Annotated in this window: 16 protein-coding genes and 1 pseudogene; 10 read left to right on the plus strand and 7 right to left on the minus strand. The window is 42.4% G+C overall.

Features of this window, described 5'->3' with window-relative positions:
• Positions 1 to 128 precede the first annotated feature (128 nt).
• Genes NSTC745_RS23515 through NSTC745_RS23525 form a run of 3 tightly spaced genes read left to right on the plus strand, consistent with a single transcriptional unit; the run spans position 129 to position 5,682 of the window.
• Entirely contained in the window at positions 129 to 1,886 is a 1,758-nt protein-coding gene (locus NSTC745_RS23515; RefSeq protein ID WP_445633117.1) for an MBL fold metallo-hydrolase, read from the plus strand.
• Complete coding sequence (locus NSTC745_RS23520) at positions 1,886 to 4,177, plus strand: lantibiotic dehydratase (protein ID WP_445633118.1); 2,292 nt, start codon at positions 1,886 to 1,888, stop codon at positions 4,175 to 4,177. Before NSTC745_RS23515 ends, NSTC745_RS23520 begins: the two co-directional genes overlap by 1 nt.
• Positions 4,174 to 5,682 (plus strand): MBL fold metallo-hydrolase, encoded by a 1,509-nt coding sequence (locus tag NSTC745_RS23525; protein ID WP_445633119.1) that lies wholly within the window; start codon positions 4,174 to 4,176, stop codon positions 5,680 to 5,682. The genes NSTC745_RS23520 and NSTC745_RS23525 overlap by 4 nt, the downstream gene beginning before the upstream one ends.
• 19 nt (positions 5,683 to 5,701) lie before the next feature.
• Here the strand turns inward: NSTC745_RS23525 and NSTC745_RS23530 are convergent, their stop codons facing one another.
• The 4 genes and pseudogenes from NSTC745_RS23530 to NSTC745_RS23545 all read right to left on the minus strand — a co-directional run bounded on the left by NSTC745_RS23530 (position 5,702) and on the right by NSTC745_RS23545 (position 6,996).
• Complete coding sequence (locus tag NSTC745_RS23530) at positions 5,702 to 6,223, minus strand: TIR domain-containing protein (RefSeq protein ID WP_445633120.1); 522 nt, start codon at positions 6,221 to 6,223, stop codon at positions 5,702 to 5,704.
• Between the two features lie 30 nt (positions 6,224 to 6,253).
• A pseudogene (locus NSTC745_RS23535) lies at positions 6,254 to 6,415 on the minus strand (hypothetical protein); the annotation flags it as partial.
• A 20-nt stretch (positions 6,416 to 6,435) separates the two neighbouring features.
• On the minus strand, positions 6,436 to 6,753 hold the full coding sequence (locus NSTC745_RS23540) for a hypothetical protein (RefSeq protein WP_445633121.1): 318 nt from the start codon (positions 6,751 to 6,753) through the stop codon (positions 6,436 to 6,438).
• Positions 6,754 to 6,786: 33 nt separating this feature from the next.
• Positions 6,787 to 6,996, minus strand: a complete 210-nt coding sequence (locus NSTC745_RS23545) for a COR domain-containing protein (protein ID WP_445633122.1) — start codon at positions 6,994 to 6,996, stop codon at positions 6,787 to 6,789.
• Positions 6,997 to 7,103: 107 nt separating this feature from the next.
• On the opposite strand from NSTC745_RS23545, the gene NSTC745_RS23550 reads away from it, so the two are divergent.
• A complete protein-coding gene (locus tag NSTC745_RS23550; RefSeq protein ID WP_445633123.1) occupies positions 7,104 to 7,328 on the plus strand; it encodes a hypothetical protein in 225 nt (74 codons plus the stop codon).
• 28 nt (positions 7,329 to 7,356) lie between these two features.
• Entirely contained in the window at positions 7,357 to 7,632 is a 276-nt protein-coding gene (locus tag NSTC745_RS23555; RefSeq protein WP_445633124.1) for a DUF2934 domain-containing protein, read from the plus strand.
• Positions 7,633 to 8,016: 384 nt separating this feature from the next.
• On the opposite strand, the gene NSTC745_RS23560 is transcribed toward NSTC745_RS23555, so the two are convergent.
• Positions 8,017 to 12,366, minus strand: coding sequence for a PAS domain S-box protein (locus tag NSTC745_RS23560; protein ID WP_445633125.1), 4,350 nt, complete (start codon positions 12,364 to 12,366; stop codon positions 8,017 to 8,019).
• A 725-nt stretch (positions 12,367 to 13,091) separates the two neighbouring features.
• Between NSTC745_RS23560 and NSTC745_RS23565 the strand changes: the two genes are divergently transcribed.
• Together NSTC745_RS23565 and NSTC745_RS23570 are read left to right on the plus strand one after the other, a co-directional pair.
• Complete coding sequence (locus NSTC745_RS23565; protein WP_445633126.1) at positions 13,092 to 14,714, plus strand: FAD-dependent oxidoreductase; 1,623 nt, start codon at positions 13,092 to 13,094, stop codon at positions 14,712 to 14,714.
• A gap of 1,074 nt (positions 14,715 to 15,788) precedes the next feature.
• Complete coding sequence (locus NSTC745_RS23570; protein ID WP_096539556.1) at positions 15,789 to 16,619, plus strand: squalene/phytoene synthase family protein; 831 nt, start codon at positions 15,789 to 15,791, stop codon at positions 16,617 to 16,619.
• Positions 16,620 to 16,646: 27 nt separating this feature from the next.
• On the opposite strand, the gene NSTC745_RS23575 is transcribed toward NSTC745_RS23570, so the two are convergent.
• Positions 16,647 to 16,823 carry a hypothetical protein gene (locus tag NSTC745_RS23575; protein ID WP_445633127.1) on the minus strand — a complete coding sequence of 59 codons (177 nt, stop codon included), beginning with the start codon at positions 16,821 to 16,823 and terminating at the stop codon, positions 16,647 to 16,649.
• Positions 16,824 to 17,211: 388 nt separating this feature from the next.
• On the opposite strand from NSTC745_RS23575, the gene NSTC745_RS23580 reads away from it, so the two are divergent.
• Entirely contained in the window at positions 17,212 to 18,798 is a 1,587-nt protein-coding gene (locus NSTC745_RS23580; RefSeq protein ID WP_445633128.1) for a protein kinase domain-containing protein, read from the plus strand.
• Positions 18,799 to 19,310: 512 nt separating this feature from the next.
• Positions 19,311 to 20,138, plus strand: coding sequence for an FHA domain-containing protein (locus NSTC745_RS23585; RefSeq protein WP_445633129.1), 828 nt, complete (start codon positions 19,311 to 19,313; stop codon positions 20,136 to 20,138).
• A gap of 213 nt (positions 20,139 to 20,351) precedes the next feature.
• Here the strand turns inward: NSTC745_RS23585 and recA are convergent, their stop codons facing one another.
• Positions 20,352 to 21,431, minus strand: a complete 1,080-nt coding sequence (gene recA / locus NSTC745_RS23590) for a recombinase RecA (protein WP_096538734.1) — start codon at positions 21,429 to 21,431, stop codon at positions 20,352 to 20,354.
• A gap of 483 nt (positions 21,432 to 21,914) precedes the next feature.
• Between recA and NSTC745_RS23595 the strand changes: the two genes are divergently transcribed.
• Positions 21,915 to 22,448, plus strand: coding sequence for a hypothetical protein (locus NSTC745_RS23595; protein WP_445633130.1), 534 nt, complete (start codon positions 21,915 to 21,917; stop codon positions 22,446 to 22,448).
• The last annotated feature ends 3 nt before the right edge of the window (positions 22,449 to 22,451 follow it).

A 22,451-nucleotide genomic window follows, 5' to 3' on the forward strand; every position in this document is an offset into this window, starting at 1 on the left:
TTTGGAAATTATTTGCTACCAATCTTAGCAATCGATCCTTTGCTTCTTAACTTCCTTAAAGATTTTCCCCTTCTACTGTTCAAATCAGCTAGGATTTTCTGACAGTACCAACAACGGAAACAATTCTCATGCGTGTCACTATCTGTGGTCATGCTGCTTTATACATTGAAACTCTCGATCAACGCATCCTGCTCGATCCATGCTTCTCGGATACACTTGTCGGGGGTACACTTACTTACCATCCCGGTCGGGTATTTGAGTTAGACAAACTACCAAACTTGACAGCTTTGGTGGTGACTCACGGACATTTCGATCACTTTCATTTGGAAAGTCTCCAGAAGTTACCGCGCCAACTGCCTGTAATTACTGCGGATGAACCGGCACTGGTCGAACAGCTGCAAAAGATCGGATTCTCAAAAATCATAATCTGTCAGCCTTGGCAAGCGATCGCCCTGGGAGAAACTCACTTGCTCCCCACTCCTTCAGACCACGAAGAACCAGAGTTTGGGCTGTTAGTTCGAGATGCAACTGGCACATTCTGGCACATGGCAGATGCAGAAGTGACGGCGGAAATTGGAGAACGAATTACGCAAGAATACGGCGCTATTGATTTAATTTCAACCAAGTATCAGCCAGTAGTACGTGCCAGTATGGGCTATTTGCACGGCATGGGAGCAACATTCGATCGCCAAGGGGTAGTTAGTTGGCTGGAAGCGGCATGTGCCTGCAACCCGACTTTGGTGTTCCCTTACGCTTCAGGTCTGTGCTTTAGCGATCGGCACAGCTGGTTTAACCGCTATGCTTTTCCTTTAAGTTCAGAGGAAACAGTTCGCTTGTTGCAACGTCGGCTTGGTTCCCCAGAGCGAGCCAAAACCGTGCGTCCCGGCGATGTCATTGAGCTTCAAGCTGGGCAACCCCCGCAACGACACGAACAGTCAGCTGATTTCGTTAGAGAAAAGCCATCTCCTGAGTTGCGCTGGGAACCAATCGATATCAGCACCCTCACAGGATTGTCTACACCAGAAGAACGGCGTACCTTGCAACAAAAGCTATATGTATTCCTAGCAGGGCCGTTGGTTTCCTGGCTCAAAAATCAAGTCAAACAAACTCACAGCAGTTGGACTAGTTTCCCTGCCGAGGAGGTTGTTTGGCAGTTGGTGGTTCATGCTGGAGATGGAGAACGGCTAAACTATGCCATTGATTTTCGTTCGCAGGATTTTTCTGTGTTCCCAGGCGAGCATCCAGAAGCAAACTTTTTTACCCACGTCGCCGGACAAGCTCTTGACGATGTGATGGCGGGCAAAATGCCGGGACTAATTTTTTGGCTGGCGGGTGAGGCTCGTAGTTATGAAAAGGTCATTTCTATACGCAATGGGCGTTTCGAGTGTCCAAAGTGGCCAAAGACACCCGAAGATTTCCCCTCAGACCCACTCACTTACTATCTCCGTCATTTTGGGACTAGCGAAACTTCTCTCGTTCGCGCCGATGACCAGTCTGAGAAAGCACCATCACCAAAAAGCGCCGATGATATTCAGATTCTCACCCGTTTAGGGGAAAACGAAGCAGTGATGAACAAAAAAGTTCTACTGGCTTATTTGGCAGTTCAAGAAGCAGAACGCTTGGGGTTGAAGATTTCTGATATGGAAATTCAAACAATGTCCGACTCTTTTCGAGAGCAGTTTGATTTGCTCGATAGCGAAGATACAGAGCAATGGTTAAAGGAAGCAGGCTTGAGTCTTGAGGGATACTCAGCCGTGATGCGAGATTTCACCGCAGTCCTAAAGTTGGAGGAACATTACACTAGGGTAATTGAGCCACTGCTCGCCAATCATCGGCGCGTCGCTACAGCTAGATATGCCCGCTCCCGCCGCAATATCAACGACTGATGAACGATCCCAGAAAACAATTTCAGCTTGCCCCTGTTGGTATCTTGCGGGCTGCTGCTTGGCCGATTGAGAATATTCAAAGTTTTGGGAATCAAGAACTTGCCCGCCTAGCGTTGGCAGCAAGCCGGACAAACGATGCTCATATCTGGAAGCAATACACAACAGCTTATCAGCAGGTGTATGAAGACGAGCGCGATCGCCTTTGGCAGATGACCGCAGCAGATTCATGGTTTATGAAAGCGTTGCTGTTGTCTAATCCGTCACTCGTTACGGAGGTAAAGCGCGGGCTGCCACAAAGACAGGGAAAACGCACTAAAAAAATTCGGCATCTGGAGACGGCGCTGTATCGTTATCTAGCGCGGGCTGCGGGACGAACAACACCATACGGTTTATGGGCTGGTGTGAGTTTAGTCGAGTTTGCCAAGACGGAACGACACGAGTCGGCTGCGGCTGAGTATTCATTTACACCCGATCTCCGTCCTTTTCAAAGGATATTGCGATCGCTAGCTCAACGCTCAATTTATCGTGAAAATGCAACTTGGCGATTAAATCCCACCTTGAGACGACAAGCAGATGGTTCCTGGCTCTTTTGGGGTCGCACTCCACAAGGGTTAGTCGAGCAGCGTGAGATTGAATTCCAAGAAGTCGCAGACATTTTATTGGAAGAACTGACCAAACTGGATTTGGGAACATTAGACGAACTAGCCAAAACAGTAGCAGCCTCACCTCGCTGGAACCATGCAGCAAAAATACAAGATATTTTGAATATCTTCATTGATGGCGGTGTGCTTTTAGGCGGACTAGACTTACCCCATCGCTTTGAGAGTCCTTGGGAAGCCTTAACAGTGGTGGCAGACAAGCTAATTGAGCCAGATCGGTGTCTCTGGAACAGCACTATCCAACAACTGCATCGCCTTTGCGATAATCTTGCGGCAAAACTTGAGGTAATATCTCTGGATGCACTTGCGGATTCTCTGCAACAAGCAAAGACTTATATTCAACAACTCGCTCAAGCCCTTGGTGTTTCCCTCGTCCAATTATCTGAGCCAGTGTTGCACTGCGATTTGGGGCTACCGTTTCGGATTGCCATCGATGAGGCGCAGCAAAACGTTTTGTTGCAAACACTCGCAGATTATGAATGCTGCTGGATTCAGGGTGCAAGTCCAGCCTCGGCAATGCGGATGGCGTTCCGCGAACGGCTCAAACAAGAATTTGAGGCGGGTGTTGCACTTGGGGATCTTAAATCTACCCTGGTTTCCGAAATGAGAACGGCTCATAGCCACCCTGAAGTTGTGAGTCGGTTAGAGGCATGGGAGCGATCGCTGTTGCAAAATAAAGATGTAGTCCTTCTCGAAACCAGCAGCAATACGCCATCTCTGTCTACAGCTCCTTTCGGTTGCTTGTTCGCGGGTCTATTTGAGTCTTTTCAACTGGTAGTTCACGGAATTAGTGACGATCCGGTGCGAATCTTTGCTCGGTTTAAAGACTTACTCAATGAAAATAATTTATTGCATTCTTGGTTTCAAGAAAAGCTTGACTGTTTGGCAAGCCAACATCAAATTCAAATCGCAGAACTAAAAAGTCCCTTTGAGTCAAATCCAAATGTACTGGCTCGTCCCCATTTCAACCTTCTTCCCATTGAGTTATGGGGGGCGAGTCAAGATACTCCATCCCTAGCCGATGCAGAAATCTTTCTAGACCCCTCAACACAACTGCCTTTTTTAAAACTGCATTCCCTCCCCAACCCGGTAGCAGTTTTCTGGTTTTCCTTGGCTGCGGTTAATGCCCGTGACCCCATCTCCGAACAATTACTTTGGACTAGCTTTCAAGATAATCCGACGGCGATTTTTCGTGCTGCCACCCTGCCGATGCAGATTGAACTGACTCAACCTCGTTTCACTCCTCGCATTCAGCTGCCAAAACAAGCGATATTACGCCCTCGGAGGACAGTTTTGAGCGGGCAAATCTTAGCAGAACTCGCCACGTTACCTGCAATAGAGCGATTCGCCAGGTGGCAGCAATTAGCTTTTGAGTATAGCTGGCCGATGCTGCTCAATCTACAAATAGAGGGCAAGCATTCACTGATTCTGCATCGAGATAGCCCTTTAGCCCTTGAGTCCTTTTTCAAAAAAGACCTGCAAAAACAAACCCGATGGCTGATTGTAGAAGAGTTAGTCAATCAATCTTGGCTAGTCGATCCAAAAGGACAGCATTACATGGCAGAACTGGCCTTACCCTTTGCCCGTACTGAACATGGCTGGTCGTTGCGTACAGGAAATAGCTCAATATGATACGCCGAAGATTAAGCAGCACCATTGGATTCCAACTCATCTACCAAGACGAAACCCAGTTTGGTAGCGCCATAACCGGACAATGCGATACTCTCATCCGTCGCTACTGCGCCAGCATCGCAGCACACCGCCATCAATATGGGCTTGCAGATGTGGTGGCTCATTCGCGGGAATTACTGGCAGCGACAATGGTTAGTGGCGGTCTTGCAGATTTGTATCAGCGTCCTGGCGTGCTTTTGGAAAATTGGCTTTATCCCGATACCAAAGCCGTTAAACCTGTTGCCCTTCAGTTGGAAAGTAATACTGGCGAAAGTATCGTCGTTCTAGAATTATCACCCCATCTCCTATCCGATTTGGCTTTGTATTTAGGAGAATGGCAACAAGGAAGTACAGCTCCGACTGCGATTATTGCCCGCGAGTTATGGAACGTGTTGAGTGACTATGGCGCACTGGTTGACTTCAATGAACTATCCGTCAAGCCACAACTCGGCCATGCTACCTTTGTTGGTCACTCAACCCTGCGGCTCAGTGATGGCAACTCTAGTATTCTCTTCGATCCATTTTTGTTGCCCAAGTCTGAGGTTTATCCGCCAAACTACCAACCTCTGAGCTTAGAGGAAATGGGACAACCCAATGCTCTATTCATCACCCACTCTCACCCCGATCATTTTGATTTAGGAACCTTGCTGCGACTTGGTGCAAACGTGCCAATCTTCGTTCCCGAAGTCAAGCGAGAATCTGTGTTGGCGATCGATATGGCATTGCGGCTGCGTCAGCTTGGGTTCAAGAATATTCACACACTTGGCTGGTTTAAGGAAAAGCAAATTGACGGGATGCGAGTTATTGCCTTACCCTTCTATGGAGAACAGCCAACGGTTGCTGAAGCGTTGCATCCAGATATTCGCAATGAAGGTAACACCTACCTCGTCGAGTACTGCGATCGCCGTGTTGCACTGACAGCAGACTCAGGAACTGACTGCCTGGGAGATGTCAAAAAACTGGCAGCCGCAGCCTTAGAGCGTTATGGTTCCCTTGATACATTATTTGGAGGATATCGAGGTTTTGGACTGTATCCGATTCAATATCTCTTTTCATCAGTCGCTCGCTATCTTCCTTTTGTACCGGAGAAAAGCTGGCAAGTCCGCCAAAAAATGATGTGCGATGCCGATGATTTAATTGATGTAGCGGAAATCTGGAATGCCAAACGAATTGTACCCTACTCCGATGGCGGCGCTCCGTGGTATTGGCAGCGCGGTCTTGGCCCTTGCCTTGATGGATCGCAAGCACACATTATGGCTGTCGATCCAACCCCAGAGCATGTTTGCCAGGTAGCGACTGTGCGCTCTGGAACCCGCAAAGATGGAGCGATCGCTTCTCCTGTCTCGATTTGCTTGCTTCGCCCTGGAGATGCTCTTGCCTTTGCTCAAGAGGATACGCAAGTAGTTCAAAACCAACCTTGGCCATATCTTAACCCGAACAAACACAGGAAAAAAAAGGATTCTTAAACACTGGAAAAGTTATCTTTTAGCCAACAATTGCTGCTTTAATCTGCTGACAAATTTTCACCCAAGCTTGATTCTCTTGTGCAGGGCTTAGACTTTCTAAAGGTTTATTTGGAGGGTGCGCTGATTGATACTTTTCAATTTCTGTTTCTTCATAGCCGCTATAAGTCAAAGGTATCCAAATAATCGTTAGTCCTTCAGCTTCAGCCGCATCTAATAATGGCGGTAACTCATTATCAGCAATAAAATCTGATGCTAAAAAATCGGGGCTAACTAACAATACTGCCACTTTTGCGGCTGCTAAAGCTTTTTCAATTTCTTCGCGCCACTTTGCACCAGGTTGAATTTTTGTATCGTCCCAGGTAACAAAAGTTTGGTTGCGAATCATTGGTTTAAGTTGCTTCTGAAGTTTGGTAAGCCACTGTTGATCTTGATGACTATAGCTGATGAAAACTTGATTTCTAGTTATAGGATCGGACATAGGGATTTGGGGATTGTTTGAAGTCAATAAAACATCATCAATCAGTCTTTTTACATCTACCATACGAAAGCTATTTTGGCACTGAATTTTGTCATTAAGCGCATCTAGAGATTTGTACAACACATCTCGGCTATAAAAATGAGGCGTCTGACTATCATTACAGCTTTCACAGTTACAAGAAACAAGTGTTTTATATTGCAGACGCTCGTAATATTTATGGATTTTTTCTAATTTATGAATAATAACTGCTAGCAGTTATTTCTTGCGTTTTCCTGCTATCGAATTTTGATTTCTCGTTGATAGTAATATTCAATCACTTCAGTGCAGGTTTGGTCTTTAGCAAGAACAACGCCTGTTTTCCAAACGAGGGTTTGTTGTTCAATTAAACAATGCATTTCGACGATAAAGCGAGTAATAATAACTTTCGGCATGAAGTCGTATTTATACCGTAAAATTAAGTTATCAGATTCATCCCAAATGAAATCAGATTGATTGGCAGAGAGTAATTGAGGTGCAATATAACTTCCAGAACGATTAGGAATTTCGTAACACAGTTTAAATTTCATCATTAGCCGCAATAATTCTGCGTGCATATCAGCATATTTGTCTTCATATCAAATATTGGCTTAATCACTGCGGTTAAATTGACCCAAGTTTTGAATGACTTGTGGATTATCTAATACTTTGTAAACGGCATCTGTACCCCAACTAGGTTGAAGTATCACGGTTTTTCTTAACAAGTCATCATCTTGGAAATGAAGACATACACCTAAATCATATAGATAGCCACTGAGTTGGAGTTTATCTTCCCGTTTAGTAAAACCATGAAATTGCACCTTTTATCCTCGAAATTGCACCTTTGGTCTTCATCGTTCAACTTCTGAACTGGAAACTTGCATTTGAAAACGCAAATTGTAGAGTAAAAACAGCGAGTGCCAAACTTATGAAATCGGAAGCTGTACGTTGGAAAACGAAGTGTCGAGTAAAAAAAGGTTGGCGCAGCTTGCCGCAGGTATCGCCTGTTGTTGAGAATGCGATCGCCAGTAATTTTCCTGCATTGTATATTTACAGAAACCAACGCTCCCAGTTAGATATAGAGCTGCTTATATTAGATTTGCCGATCGCAACTAGCCCTAAAACAACGATGTCTCCAACAGGCTACACCTAAATTCAAAAATCAAACAAAATTACTCTATATGCCTTACGACATTACTATGTGTCCGGGAGAAAACTGCCCGATTAAACAAAATTGTTACCGTTTCACAGCTGAAATTCTCGGTCGTCAGGATTTTTTTGGAAACGCTCCCTATAATTTCACAACTAATTCCTGCCAAGATTTTATTAGTAATCGCCCAGATGAAAATAAAATCCGTTTTAGAGCTTATGAAATCTGGCAACAAAGCGGCTATCCAAATGGCAAGTCTCTAGAACATTGGCTGCAAGCTGAAAAGGAATTGATTCAAAATTTATAGCAGGCAATAGGCAAAGAAAGTCTCTTGATGCTGGGGTTTTAAGTAGAAGGACTAAATTAAACCTAACTTGAAATTACCGGGTTTCGACTCCCTTCTGGAGCGAGACGCTACGCGTAGCTTGCTTAAGAGTAGGGGTACGACTCCGCTCAGGGCAAGTCGCTCAACCCTCTTTTAGTCGGGCTACAGAGCATTGAGCGGAGTCGAAATGCGTCTTATAAATAATTGTGTCCATCTACTTACGAGCTGTTTATGTCGTAAACTATGCTTCAAGTGCCATAATTCTATCAAAACACGATTCAGGAGCATCTTTAGCTTCACTCCTGAATACTGAATTCTAACTTCTGAATTCTGACTTCTGAATTCTGACTTCTGAATTCTGATTTTTCAAGTCCGTCCAACCAGACTAGCCACCACTGTCGCTAATTCAGCTGGCTCAACAGGTTTCGGCAAATGCAGCTGATAACCTTCTTGTATCGCTCGCATCCTGTCTTCAGCACTTGCATAAGCTGTCAGTGCGGCTGCGGGAATATTTCCTCCTTGTTCTGGAGGTTGCGATCGCAGTTTGCGAATCAATGAGTAACCATCCTCTTGAGGCATACCGATGTCGCTAACTAATACGTCTGGTTTCCACTCTCGAATTACTTGGAATGCTTCTGGAACTGATGCTACTGCTCGAACTTCTGCTTGGTACTGTTCGAGTACTGCGATCGCAAATTCACGGCTATCAATTTGGTCATCTACAACCAGTACCCGCACGCCAAGGAGGGAGGGGGGCGCAGGAGCGCAGGCGCACAAACCCACACCACAGGGGTTGAGGGGCGGACTCTTCAGAAGTGGTAACTTGACTGTAAATGTTGCGCCTTGTTGTTCGCCGGGACTCTCTGCATAGATGGTACCACCATGTAATTCTACTAAATGACGCACGATCGCTAATCCTAGTCCCAATCCTCCATAGGTTCTGGTGCTAGAACTATCAGCTTGCCGAAAACGTTCAAAGACGTAAGGGAGAAAATCAGCACTGATGCCGATACCTGTATCAATTACTTGAATTTGGGCATATTTGTCGGTTGGCTGTTGTTCTAAACTGGGGGTTTGCCCAAGTGATTTGATGTCACTAACTACAGACAATTGCACTTCTACTCGTCCGCCTGCGGGTGTGAATTTGATCGCATTGGATAGCAAATTCCAGATAATTTGCTGCAAGCGATCGAAATCACCGGAAACTATAAATATTGAATCTTCGGCTTTGAAGTTGCCGTTTGGATGTTGATGATTGAGAAATTCTGCTTCTTTTGATGCAGTTTCTGAAGAAGAAACGACGGAAAATCTCAAATCGATTTCCTTAGATTGAGCGGCTAAACTAACAGTTTCTATGCTCGACTCAATTATCGACACCAAATTACAACTACGAACATTGAGGCGTAATTTGCCTCTGTTCATCCGCGATATATCCAGCAAGTCTTCAATTAGCTGGGTTTGCGCCTTAGCGTTGCGCTCAATTGTCTCCATTCCTTTAGTGATTTGGGTTTCGCTGAGCTTGCTGCGTTGCAATAGTTGTGCCCAGCCAAGAATAGCATTCAGGGGCGATCGCAACTCGTGGGATAATATGCCCAGAAACTCATCTTTCATCCGGTTAGCTTGTTGCAATTGCTCTGTTTGCTGTTGCAAAGATGCAATTAAACTCGCTCTTTCCATTGCGATCGCTATCTGATCGCACACTGCCTGCATCATTCCCTTTTGATTTTCGGTGAAGCTGAGGCGAGTCCGGCTACCAAAGGAAAGAGTACCCAAAAGCCGTCCCTGTGCCATTAACGGATAACAATAATAAGCACTAATCCCTAAAGAACGAATTAAATCTGTTTTCGGGTCATTTGATTGCTGCACATTCTCTACAGGTATGGGGCGGCGTTGCTGGGCTACAGTCCCACAAACCGCCTGACCAAATGCCAACCACTCAATTTCCTTTGCCAATTCTGGAGAAATGCCACCGTAAGACTCCAACCGCATTAATTGAGAGTTATCCTCAACCAAATAGTTGAAGTAAACATCTAAACCTATTTGCTCTTTTAATTTTCCGAAGAAACTATCGATGAGTACCACCGGTTGCTGGCTCGATAGCAAGTCGTTAGCTGTTTCAAAAAGTAACTTTAGCCTTTGGTAACCTATGGAAAGCGCCTTTTCTGCCTGCTTGAGGTTGCTAACATCTTGAAACACCAAAACACAGATTGCTGGATGGCCGTGCATTGCTGGCAAGGTATCGGCAAATATCAGTAGAGAACGCACCCCAGAGCTAGTATGCCAGTCCACCTCCAACCCATTGAGGCGTTCGCCAAGGGCCACCCGCACTCCTGGCATTTGCTCGTTGGGAATGCGATTTCCTGCCGCATCCGTATAGTGGTAAACTGTGTGATATTCTGCTGCTGGTACGCCCTTAGGAAATTCGCCTCCAGCTAATTCATTAGCAGAGCGATTGGCGAAGATTACCCGTGCTGTTCCTGGTTCAATAAACAACATCGGTCTTGGCATCAGATTTAACACATCTTCCAGCCATTTTTGCTGATTGCGGAGTACTTCTTCTGCCTGCTTGCGTTCTGTAATATCCAAAAATACACCAACACACCCTCTCGTCTTCCCGTCTTCGTCAAACAAAGGTGCAACACGCTCTAAAAGGTTGACTATTTTTCCGTTTTCATGTACTATATCTAACTCAAAATCTAAAACTTCGACGCCATGAGCAGCAGAGTACTGCATGGGAAGTTCTTCCGGTGACAATTCCCTTCCCTGGCGGTAAACTTTAAAGTTAGTCGGTTTTTCACCTAAGGGAGCGCTCAGGGAAGCATTTGCATTTGGCGATATGTCCAACTGCTTAGCAAAAGCAGGGTTGACCTTGATACTTTGGCATTCTGGATCTTCAGCAATGCCAATACCAATGGGAATTACATCCAGCAAAGTTTGTAATTCAGCGATTCGGCGTTGTAGATCCTTATTTAATTGTAAAATTTGTTCCTTGGCCTGTTTTTGTTCGCTGATGTTGCGAGTCACAGTGGCCAGAGCAATTGGTTGACCGGTGCTATTCTCTGTAACGGTGAAGATGTTGTAATCAACTGGTATCGCTTGGCCTGTTTGCAGATGTCGGAAGCGGAATTCTCCCTGCCAACGCCCTTGCGATCGCACAGTCGGCAGTATACGCTCTTGAAAATAATCTTTGTCTTCGGGCATGACGTAATCTAATACAGCCTTTTGCTTCACCTCTTCTAAGCTTGCAAGCCCTACTAACTTTTGACCTGCATCATTTATATAGAGTAATTGCCCCTCAAGTGTGGCGATACCAATAAAGTCGGAGCTATTTTCTACCAACGATACTAACTTTTGTTGTTCTGCTTCTGCTTGCTTGCGTTCGCTCAAATCGAGGATAAACGCTACTGACTCGTCCCGTTTTTCTCCCAACAGCACGAAACCAACTAAAACCGGAATTCGGCTACCATCTTTGCGAATGTATTCTTTCTTGTATGGCGTACAAGCACCTTTAGAGTTTTTCTTTGCTTCGGCGATACCTTGTTGGTCTAAATACAGATCCTCTGGGGGTGTGATTTCTTCCCAACTCAACCGCCCTGTCGCCAGATCTTCGCGCGTGTAACCAATTATCCTCAGATATTCGTCATTTGCTTGGTAGATACCGCCATAAATGTCGGCAAAGACAATGCCGATAACGTTAGCATCGACAAAGCTTGCTAGTTTATCTTCGTAGGCTCTGAGCGCTTCTTGGGCGCACAGACGTAGATTATCGGAGATATCGCGCTGATGGCTGAGGTTTTCAATAACCCTCGCACTTTGCCAAATCAAAACCGTAAAAATTACAATCAGGACGATGGCAAAGACTGATACTGCAAAAGCTGGGTCGTATTGTTCTGCGCGTTGACCTTCAACAATTACCCACCCTAATATAAAAGGTACTGCGATCGCCGCAACTAATAACCGACGTGCAAGTAAGCCACCATAGTTATCGCTTGTTACTACTCTCATTAACCCCTGTTCTGGCCGCGCCCACAAAATACCTATACCTAGTATGTTGAACAACAGCGCTGTGTGTAACGCCATTGATGTTGTATAGGGAGCGAGTCCATAGAGAACTTTAACTTTGTAGGCATAGCCCATCAGCGCTTGAAAAGAAATCAAAGTAGCTATCAAAGCCATAATTTGGGCATACCAATAACTGCGGTGATTTCTTTGATAAATCAGAAACTGTAAAGCTACACTGACCAGTATAAAATTCACTACTGTGTTTACCCCCATTCGCCCCGGATGTGATGTCGCCAAACTGGCCGGTGAATCACGAAACACGAGTTCATCAATACCAAAATTCCAGCCGAACAGATATTGGCAGAGTGTGAGTACAGAAATTGTGGTAACCGCAATTGCACAAACTTTGCCAACTAGAAGGCTAGGGAAGTGCAGGTAATTTTTAACTGTTCTTTCCCCCGTTGTTTTTGTTCTCCTTCCTATTAAAAACAGCCACAGCGACATCCCAGACAGTACAAAGCACAGCGCTGTGTTAAATTTCATTGTCGCCAAGCTACCCGGAAAACCCTGCTTGAGAACATCAATACCCAGCCACCAACCAACTAGTACTAAACTACCAACCAAAACGGGTATCGCACTTGCGATTTTTGCCACAAATGAATTTGCTGGAATTTGAAATATATCTTGCAGTTGCAAGCGGTTAACGTTTAACATTGAGTCTCTCTAACCGCATCTATCTAGCGTCATAAATTACCGTATTTCTTACGGACTAATCATTTATGTCCATTGTATTTTATGCTACTCCTTTAGTTGTTCTTCATCTACCCCTATGCATATTTTTTCTGGCACAATTTAGAGTAAGAAATAAAGGTGCTTCAAAAATCAAGCTTTTTCAGGATCTCCCAATAGAAAGTGATGTTACCTACCATTGTCTTAAAAGCGCAGTCAAGTAACACAAAAAATTCTACGATCGCTTCACACCTTGAAGGTGTCCAAAGTTTCTTTTGAACTTCAATTTACCCTAATTTTTAGCTTGTCTAAACCCCTAAGTTTTCTCCAAGAGATCGGAAATGGCAAGAGCAACTAAATTTTCAAGGCATCGGCTAAACTATAGCACCATCAAAAAAACCGTTCGTACTGGCAATAATACTCAGTCAGGTTTTTCAGATGCTATTCATTAGTTTAATCTCCTACTTGTAGCTGGACGATATTGAGTCAGATAATTACAGCATAATTTAATTTTTTTAATAATATATTTTTTTCAAATTTTCATCTTCAATAAAGTATATTTTTCTGTCTGTCATCGTGGAGATGCAATATTTAAAAATAATAATCTAAACTTAAACAATAATAGGGTGGGATATAAACTTTAACTACATTTTTGACAAGAGTTAAAGATATACATAACTACAAGCGAAACAGGAAAAGTATCAAAATATTTGTTGTTATTTGTCAGTTTTGATTTTCCTGTCACCCTTAGCGCGATCGAGCTATTTCTAGCAGATAAATTAGGTCTGAGACTCTACAAAAAAATGCAAAACGACTCTGGCAAAACTATTTCTATTTGGATGACAAGCGCAAAAGTTCCAGAACAAACCGCGCTTACAGAAAATATTTATGCAGATGTGTGCGTCGTGGGTGCTGGCATAGCCGGGATGTCAACTGCTTATATTTTAACCCGCCAAGGAAAGTCTGTAGTCGTGCTAGATGATGGCCTGATTGGTGGCGGCCAAACTGCGCGGACAACAGCACACCTATCAAATGTGCTAACCGAACGTTACTACGAACTTGAGCAAATACACGGAAAAGAAGGTGCAAAACTTATTGCTCAAAGTCATACAACGGCTATTAATACTATAGAAGCGATCGCTACCCAAGAAAATATTAACTGCGATTTTGAGCGGCTTGATGGCTATTTGTTTCCACCTGATGCAAACTCATTGGATGAAATTCAGCAAGAGTTAGAAGCTGCACATAGAGTCGGACTCACTAATGTAGAAATGCTTCAAAAAGCACCATTAACTAATTTTGATACAGGAGTATGTCTACGCTTTCCCCAACAAGGGCAATTCGACCCCCTGAAGTATCTCGCCGGACTTGCAGAAGCCATTCAACGTCGTGGCGGTCGAATTTTTACTAAAAGCCACGTAGAAAAAATCAAAGGTGGTTTCCCCGCACGCGTTGAAACCAGCAACGGTCAAGCTGTCACAGCCGACGCTGTGGTAGTAGCAACCAATTCGCCCATTAGTAATTTAGCTACTATGCACTTTAAGCAAGCTCCATACATGACTTTTGTCATCGGTCTGAAAGTGCCTCGCAATTCAGTTTACAAAGCCCTTTATTGGGATACCCTCGACCCTTACCACTACGTAAGATTACAGAAATTGAACGAGCAGTATGATATTTTAATAGTTGGCGGTGAAGACCATAAAACTGGACAAGCAGACGACGCCAATGCTCGGTATGCCAAACTCCAGACATGGACGCAAGAACGTTTTCCGATGGTAGAGGAAGTTTTATTTCGTTGGTCGGGTCAGGTAATGAATTCTGATGATGGTATTGCTTACATAGGCAAAAATCCCTTTGACGAACAAAACGTTTACATCGTCACGGGTGATACAGGCATAGGCATGACCCACGGCACAATTGCAGGTATACTGTTAACTGATTTGATTTTAGGACGAAAAAATACCTGGACAGAGCTTTATGACCCGTCGCGCGTGAGAACTGGCGGATTAGGTGATTTTATCTCTGAAAATCTCAACGTTGCTAGCCAATATTTAAATTGGGTAACACCAGGAGATGTTGATTCTGTGGAAAAAATCACCCCTGGTACGGGTGCAGTAGTGCGGCGTGGTTTGACAAAAGTCGCAGCTTATCGAGACGAAAACGGCACGCTACACCAACATTCGGCAATCTGTACTCACCTCAATTGTATCGTCGCCTGGAATTCCTCAGAAAAGACCTGGGATTGTCCCTGTCACGGTTCGCGGTTTGATACTTACGGAAAAGTAATTAATGGCCCAGCGATTAATGGGTTGGCATCAGTGGAAGACGAGTAAAAAGTTACATTAAATATTCACGAATGTTTTCCTAAGTGGGATATTTTCCCACCTTTTTTATTTTTATTGAATAAATATACGTTACTATTTAGTAATAAAAATAACTTATAAGCAGCGATCGCTTCAGTATGCATCTAATTTAGTCCACCATAACTCTTTGGCAAATTAACGCTTGCATTTAAAAATATACAAAATTGCTATTATTAGTATTAACAGTTGTAATTATATATACAAAATTTTAGTAATTAAATTAACGCAGATTTAGGGTAATTTAACCTCTAGACATGAATCTTCGCAATAAAAATTGTTTTTGCGAACAATCAAACACTCAGTATATTTGAGTTTGTGTAGCTAATTTTGGTTGGTATATACTGGTTAATTTATAAGCTTATTTTATCATTAATTACTAGTTGTGAGTTTTTATCTACTGATATCATTTATGATTAAAGAATACATCTGTTACAAAATCTCCAGTGCGATCGCAACACTTATAAGTCCGATAATTTTTGAAATTAAATACTTCCGATGCCTTCAATCGGTAGCGTCAAGTAATTGTTTTTGCTATTTTATCTGTATTAAGCAATACAGTTTTTTTGATAATTTACTTGTAGATAATTATAAATAAAACTAATTAATTTCCAGGAGAGATAATGTTAAGCCTGATGCCAGAATATAGTACTCGTTTTTTATGCTGACGCCACTGCATATCTAATTGAGAAAAATAAACGAGTAAGTTGAGGTATCAAAGCTGTATAAATACAAAAAACTTTTGTAGCTATTCTCACCTAATCTTTTAGTGCTTAGGATGATTGTTTATATTTAGGCTAAAAACTTCATGATGTCTATATAGAAATACACCTGAACCTTTTTTGCAACCAAAAGCCTATATACTAGACTAGACTTTGATAAATTTGAGAGTTTTGTTAATTGCAACACCAAAAACTATTAATTTTCAGATGAAATACTAGCGTATCTTATAGTCTATAGTTTTTAAAGTTTAGTCAAAACTATATCCAGTATCATCAAAAAACTGCAAACTTCATGTGGTGTAAAAATCAAGCGGGGAGTGATAACATGAATTTACGTAGAGATGCTCTGCAAATCCTTAAAGAAACTAGCCGAACTTTTTATATTCCAATTAGTCTTTTACCGCCAGGATTGCAAGAAGCAGTAGCATCAGCATATTTGTGTATGCGTGCTATTGATGAAATTGAAGATCATCGAGAACTAGACAACCCTACAAAAGCAAAACTCTTACGCGCAATCAGTTTGACACTACAGGCGGGAGTTGATGGCTTCGCGCTAGACGCTTTCAAAGCAGGATTTAGTGAATATGAGAATTCCTTAGAAGAAGTTACTCTCAGGGTTCGAGAATGGTCGCTGCTAGCACCTGAAACCATTGCACCTAGAATTTGGGATGCCACTGCTGCAATGGCAGACCGGATGGCTTACTGGGCAGAAATCAACTGGAAAATTTACACCGAATCTGATTTAGACCGTTATACCTTTGCGGTTGCAGGTGCAGTGGGATTATTACTTTCGGACTTATGGACTTGGTACGATGGAACACAAACAAATCGTACCCAAGCCATTGGGTTTGGCCGGGGTTTACAAGCAGTTAATATCCTGCGTAATCATACTGAAGATCTCAGACGTGGAGTAGACTTTTTTCCAGAAGGTTGGAATGCAGCTAACATGCAAGAGTATGCGCGGCGCAATCTAGGCTTGGCAGAAGCTTACACCAAAAATCTTCCCACAGGCCCAGCCTTAGACTTTTGCCAAATTCCCTTGACCTTAGCACATGGAACCCTTGATGCCCTGGCGAATGGTAAAGAAAAACTCAGTCGCAGTGATGTTTTAGCACTTCTCGAACAGCTGATTGGTGTCAATATGAAAGCTAGCTAATAGTTTCTTCAACTAATAAAGTCGATCCTAAATTGTCTCCAATACGGGCATCCAAGCTCCTACAGGATTTTCTGTAGGGGAGCCAGTGACGGGTACGTAGCAGAGCCAGTTCGGTCTTGGGGTTTCCCCAAGTCGAGTAACTGGCGTGTTTTCCCACAGCAAGTGGTTTTGGCACTCCCCTCCAGCACCTAATATGGTATGCATCTAGCTAAAGACCGCTCTTTAATATATTAAAAGGCATAGGATAGGGAAGCTTTCCCAATTTCTGTACAGATGTTGGAAAAATAAATAATTAAGGACGCATGATGTAATACATCTCCGGCAAAGCAGTGGTACAGATAGGATTGTGTGAAATTATACATTCTAAAATAGAAATATAAATTAGTATAAAGTCATTCAAGTATCATGCAAGAATGTAGGTATAATAAATGATTTGGTTTTGGCGATCGCTGTACGTAATCTTATTTAAACTTTAGAAACTCTTCAAAGGATTTCCAGCAAAAATTACCTGGCAAGTGTTGATTGAGATCTAAATAATTAAAGGAGAGTATAAAAACTCCCTATGATTCTTCGTGCAGCGAGTTGACAGTGCATGAGCTACTGCTTAAATCCTACCTGTCGCAATCCAGAAAATTTGGTAAATAGCCAAAGGTGTCAGTCTTGTGGCTCGCTACTACTGTTGCGCGATCGCTATCAAGTAGTCAAGCCATTAGGCCAAGGTGGCTTTGGAGCAACCTTTTTAGCCCAGGATCGAGTCTTACCAGGAGAACCTAGTTGTGTAATCAAGCAACTACGCCCCTCTAGCAACTCCCCACATGTTTTACAGATGTCCAGAGAACTTTTTGAGCGAGAAGCCAAAACTCTGGGTAAGATTGGCAATCATCCCCAAGTACCACGGCTGCTGGACTATTTTGAAGAATATGAACAATTCTACTTAGTTCAAGAATATATCAGTGGTGATACCTTGCAGGAAGAGGTCAAACTCAACGGTGTGTTAACCGAAACTGGAGTCAAGCAATTCTTGAGTGAGATTTTGCCATTGCTGCAATACATCCACGAGCAAAAGGTAATTCACCGAGATATCAAGCCAGCTAACTTAATTCGCCGCAGTCAAGATGCCAGAATGGTACTCATTGACTTTGGCGCCGTCAAAAATCAAGTTACCCAAGGTGCGGCGAGTCAATCGGGACAGACCGCCTTAACTGCTTATGCTATCGGTACTCCTGGTTTTGCACCTCCAGAACAAATGGCAATGCGTCCAGTCTACGCTAGTGATATTTACGCACTGGGGGTGACATGTATTTATTTGCTAACTAGTAAAACTCCTAAAGATTTAGATTACAATCCCACAACTGGTGAGATGATGTGGGAACAGCTGGTGCAAGTGAGCGACCACTTGACCAACGTATTACGGAGAATGTTAGAGGTATCAGTACGCAATCGTTATCAGTCAGCAGCAGACGTTCTCAGAGCCTTAGAGATAGAACCATACTTAGACAGTTTAGCACAGGGGTTGCTGACTAAATCTCCGGATGCTGGAGTTAAAGGGCAAACATACAACCGTATGGAAGATTCTGCTGTTTTATGTAGCAATCCTTCTGTGGCTGTTACTAGCGCAGGAGTAGCACAGGTAGCAGCAGCAATTCGCGCTAGACGAGCCAAGGCTGAAGCTGCTGGAATCGGCAAATCAACGACTTTCGCTAACAGCAACAGTAATGGTTCCCAAATTCCAAATTCTAAAGTCGAGCGCAAGTTAGATACCCAAAGTTTACTAACAGCTTACATCAAAGGAAGACGGGATTTTGCCTTACACAACTTAAGTTTGCTAAACCTGCAAGGTGCTGACTTATCGGGAACAAATTTTCATTCCGCTCAATTACAAAAAACCAATCTCCAGGGAGCTAATCTTCACAACAGTGACTTTGGCAGAGCCAGTCTCACTAGAGCTAATCTCAAAGACGCTAATTTGAGCAAAGCATACTTTAACCATACCGATCTAGAAGGGGCAGACCTACGAGGGGCAGACCTTAGCCATGCTTATCTCACCAATGCTAACCTCCGAGGAGCTAATTTATGTGGCGCCAATCTCACAAATGCCAAAATTTCTGATGAACAGCTAGCACTAGCAAAAACTAATTGGATGACCGTGCGTCCCAATGGCAAACGAGGCTTATTGTGATTTGAAAGTTCGCATTTACACGGAAGTTAGGTACTTCCAATTAAAGAAATTTTTGCGATCGCATCTAATCTTTACAAAACTTTCTTTAACTCAACGGTATTTCTTTATTAGTCGCACAAGTGCTGTGAGAAAATTTCTACAGTACTTTACAAGTACGTAAAATACACATTTTAATTTCATAAATTTTGTGGCATTGCCTGTCGGCTCTTGTCTTCCTCATTTAGATGAAATATGCTGGAAATTATACTTAGAAATGGAATATTTTCACGTATTTATAACGTCAAATTTTTGAATATTATTATTGCGTACAAATACGGGGAGTTTTTAGTAATCTTTATGAAATCTTTATAGATTTGATCTGTTAAAAACAATAAAAGATTATTTACAATAAAAAATAAACCATCACATAATTTTTTATAAAGATTGCGATAATTTTTATAGCTATAAACAACAGGGAATTTAATATCTAAAATTTGTCAAATTTAACTTTCGTAAGCCAGTCAAATTCTGAGATGGCAGCGGAAATTAAAAAAGCAATTATCTCTGATTGTAGGCTGAAGCAGAATATTCACCCCCGAAATCAGGTCATACAAGGTTTATATATGATGGCTGACTTTGCACAAACGGAAATAGAACGGAGATTAACTTTATATCAAGTATTTCTCAAATTGTACGAACACCACAACGGCCTCCTAGACGAGATTCTTCAGCTAGAAAACGTATATCAACCGTCGTTGAAGAAGGTGAAAACATATTATGTAAACGGGATAGTCGATACTACTGCCGTTTATTTGATGACTAATTTATGTGACAATCAGACCGAAAGTTTACGACAACCACAGCGGATCTGGATAATAGGTCGTGGTCGCAACAGTGGCATTTGCATTCCTGATAGTTATATGTCTCGTCGCCACGCTGCGATTCAACATATTGAGTCTGAAGGCTTCTATTTGATTGATTTTAACAGTACCAATGGCTCATTTGTGAATGAGAAACGTGCTCTTGAACCGATCAAACTCAAAGATGGCGATCGCATTCGTTTAGGTAGCCTGAGTTTTAATTTTTTTGTCGAGGATAAGTGCCGCGTTCTACCAACTGTAGCAATGGAGTTATTGATGCAGCTGATGAATCGTAAGAGTGAAAGCAAAGCAGAAATACTGACTTATCCTCGCGATCGACCAAAAATTTTAATTGACCGCCCAAATGATAATTTAGAGATTTTCAGAAATTCCGGAGTAGCTGATAAAATTGACCATTGGTATGAAAACTTCAGTTCAGAACAGAAATCAGAAATTTTAGACCGCCTTTTTAGCAGACAAAAACCGTATAATCCCAGCTAAAAAATTGAAAAGCAAACAGCAAGGGTAACGTATTACTATTGTGAAAAAGGTGCCTTATGAAGAGACATAAGGCACCATATAATTAAAAATTGCGCTATAGCTCAATTTTGTATGCATTTATATTTAGAGACGCTGCAATTGCAGCGTCTCTACAAGAATTTTGATATCATGCAGAATTGTTTTCATACATGAAATCATCAAAGCCAAAATTGCTTATTCTTCTTCCTCTAATTCGATTTCATCTTCATCTTCATCTTCATTGGACTTTGATACAGAGTTAGCAGAAACAACAGCACCTTTATCTAGCTTTTCCCGTACCAGTTGTTTAATTTGTTCGGCAAATTCTGGCTTTTCTTCTAGATACTTAATGGCGTTGTCTCGTCCTTGAGAAATGTTATCGCCGTTGTAGCTGTACCAAGCTCCTTTGCGAATAATGATGCCAGTTTCTTCTGCCAGATCCACGAGGCAACCCAAGATAGAAACACCTTTACCAAAAATAATGTCAAATTCCGCAACTCTAAAAGGTGGCGCTACTTTATTTTTGGCAACTTTGACTTTGACGCGGTTACCAAATTCATCTGTACCTTTTTTCAAGGTTTGAATCCGACGAATATCCAAGCGCACAGAAGCATAAAACTTCAATGCATTACCACCAGTTGTGGTTTCTGGACTTCCGTAAGTAACACCGATTTTTTGCCGCAACTGGTTGATGAAAATCACTGTGCAACCAGATTTACCAATATTTCCAGTAATTTTACGTAGGGCTTGGCTCATCAACCTCGCTTGGAGACCAACGTGAGCATCACCCATATCGCCTTCAATTTCAGCGCGGGGAACTAATGCTGCTACCGAGTCAATAACTACAATATCAACCGCAGCAGAACGAACCAGTTGATCGACAATTTCCAAAGCGGCTTCTCCTGTATCAGGTTGGGAAACCAGCAAATTGTCAATATCTACACCCAATGCCGCAGCGTAGGTGGGGTCAAGGGCATGTTCGGCATCAACAAACGCAGCAATGCCACCTTCTTTTTGCACTTCGGCGAGCGCATGTAACGCTACTGTGGTTTTACCAGAACTTTCGGGCCCATAAATCTCAATTACCCGCCCCTTAGGTAAACCGCCTCCCAATGCCAAATCCAAGGTCAGCGCCCCACTGGAAATTGTCTCCACCCGCATCCGGGTAGCATCTCCCAGGCGCATGATTGCTCCTTTACCGAAGCTGCGCTCAATCTGGTTGAGTACTATATTTAACGCTTTTTGCTTGCCAGAAGTATCGGTATTGATAGCCATTAGAGCCTCTAAGTATATGGATTTTCAGGAGTGTGGGTTTAGATGTTGAGTAGAACAGATATACTATTTTAAACCAGAAAATTCTGGAATAGGACTTATTAAGTTAAAAATCAACTGTGACAAGATCGTAACTCGATCGCCATCTGATTAGGGTAGTCCTGCACAATGATACCAACTTGTATCCAGAGATAGCTGCTTTTGGGTAGGTAAGTCAGGGATTTTCAAACAAAATTATTTAAACAACTAACTGATTTTATCGACTGTACATAGCTTAGGCTGCTTTGTCTTGGAGAGAAAAGGCTAGTTACTATCATGGTAAGATCGAGCGTTCGTCAAATCCCCTGGCCCTCAACAAAAGCGGCGATCGCCTCCGACATTGATAAGTTTAGTAAAGTTACTATTATCATTGAATCCAGGCAGTTGGCATCAAGATAGTGTACTGATAAACTAGTAATATATTTTACATCAATATATTGAGCAAACGTGAATAAATCACAGAGTATTAAGCTGCTTGAAAATGAGGGATGGACAAAAGCAGATGCTATGCGTGCATTGGAAGTAATTGACTTTAGTACCAATCCTGATGAGATTACGATTCGCAGAGCTATTTCGCTTTTTGCTGGTTCTGAGCTAATTAAGCGTCAGCGCCTTCAAGCTGCTCAGAAAGGTTTGGTCACAAAGAAAAGCAATGAGATCGAAAAAAATAATCAGGAATATGCTGCCAAAATTGAAAAGCTAAAAAAATATCAAAAACAAGAAAATGAAAAATATGAAACTGAAATTCAAAATTTATCTGACACAAACAAAGTGTTAGAAATGAAATTAAAAGGTATAAATGTTCAAAATAGTGAGTTAATACACGCAAATGAAGAACTAAAAAAAGACAATAAAGCATTAAAAAATTTAATAGACGAAATTAGGCTCAAATTAGCTATGAGTACCAAAAAGCTTCTTCAGTATGATGATAGTGAAATTCGTCAAGCTTTAATTATTATGTTCAAATCAACACTAGGCTGATTA

It is taken from the genome of Nostoc sp. DSM 114161 (assembly GCF_052692665.1).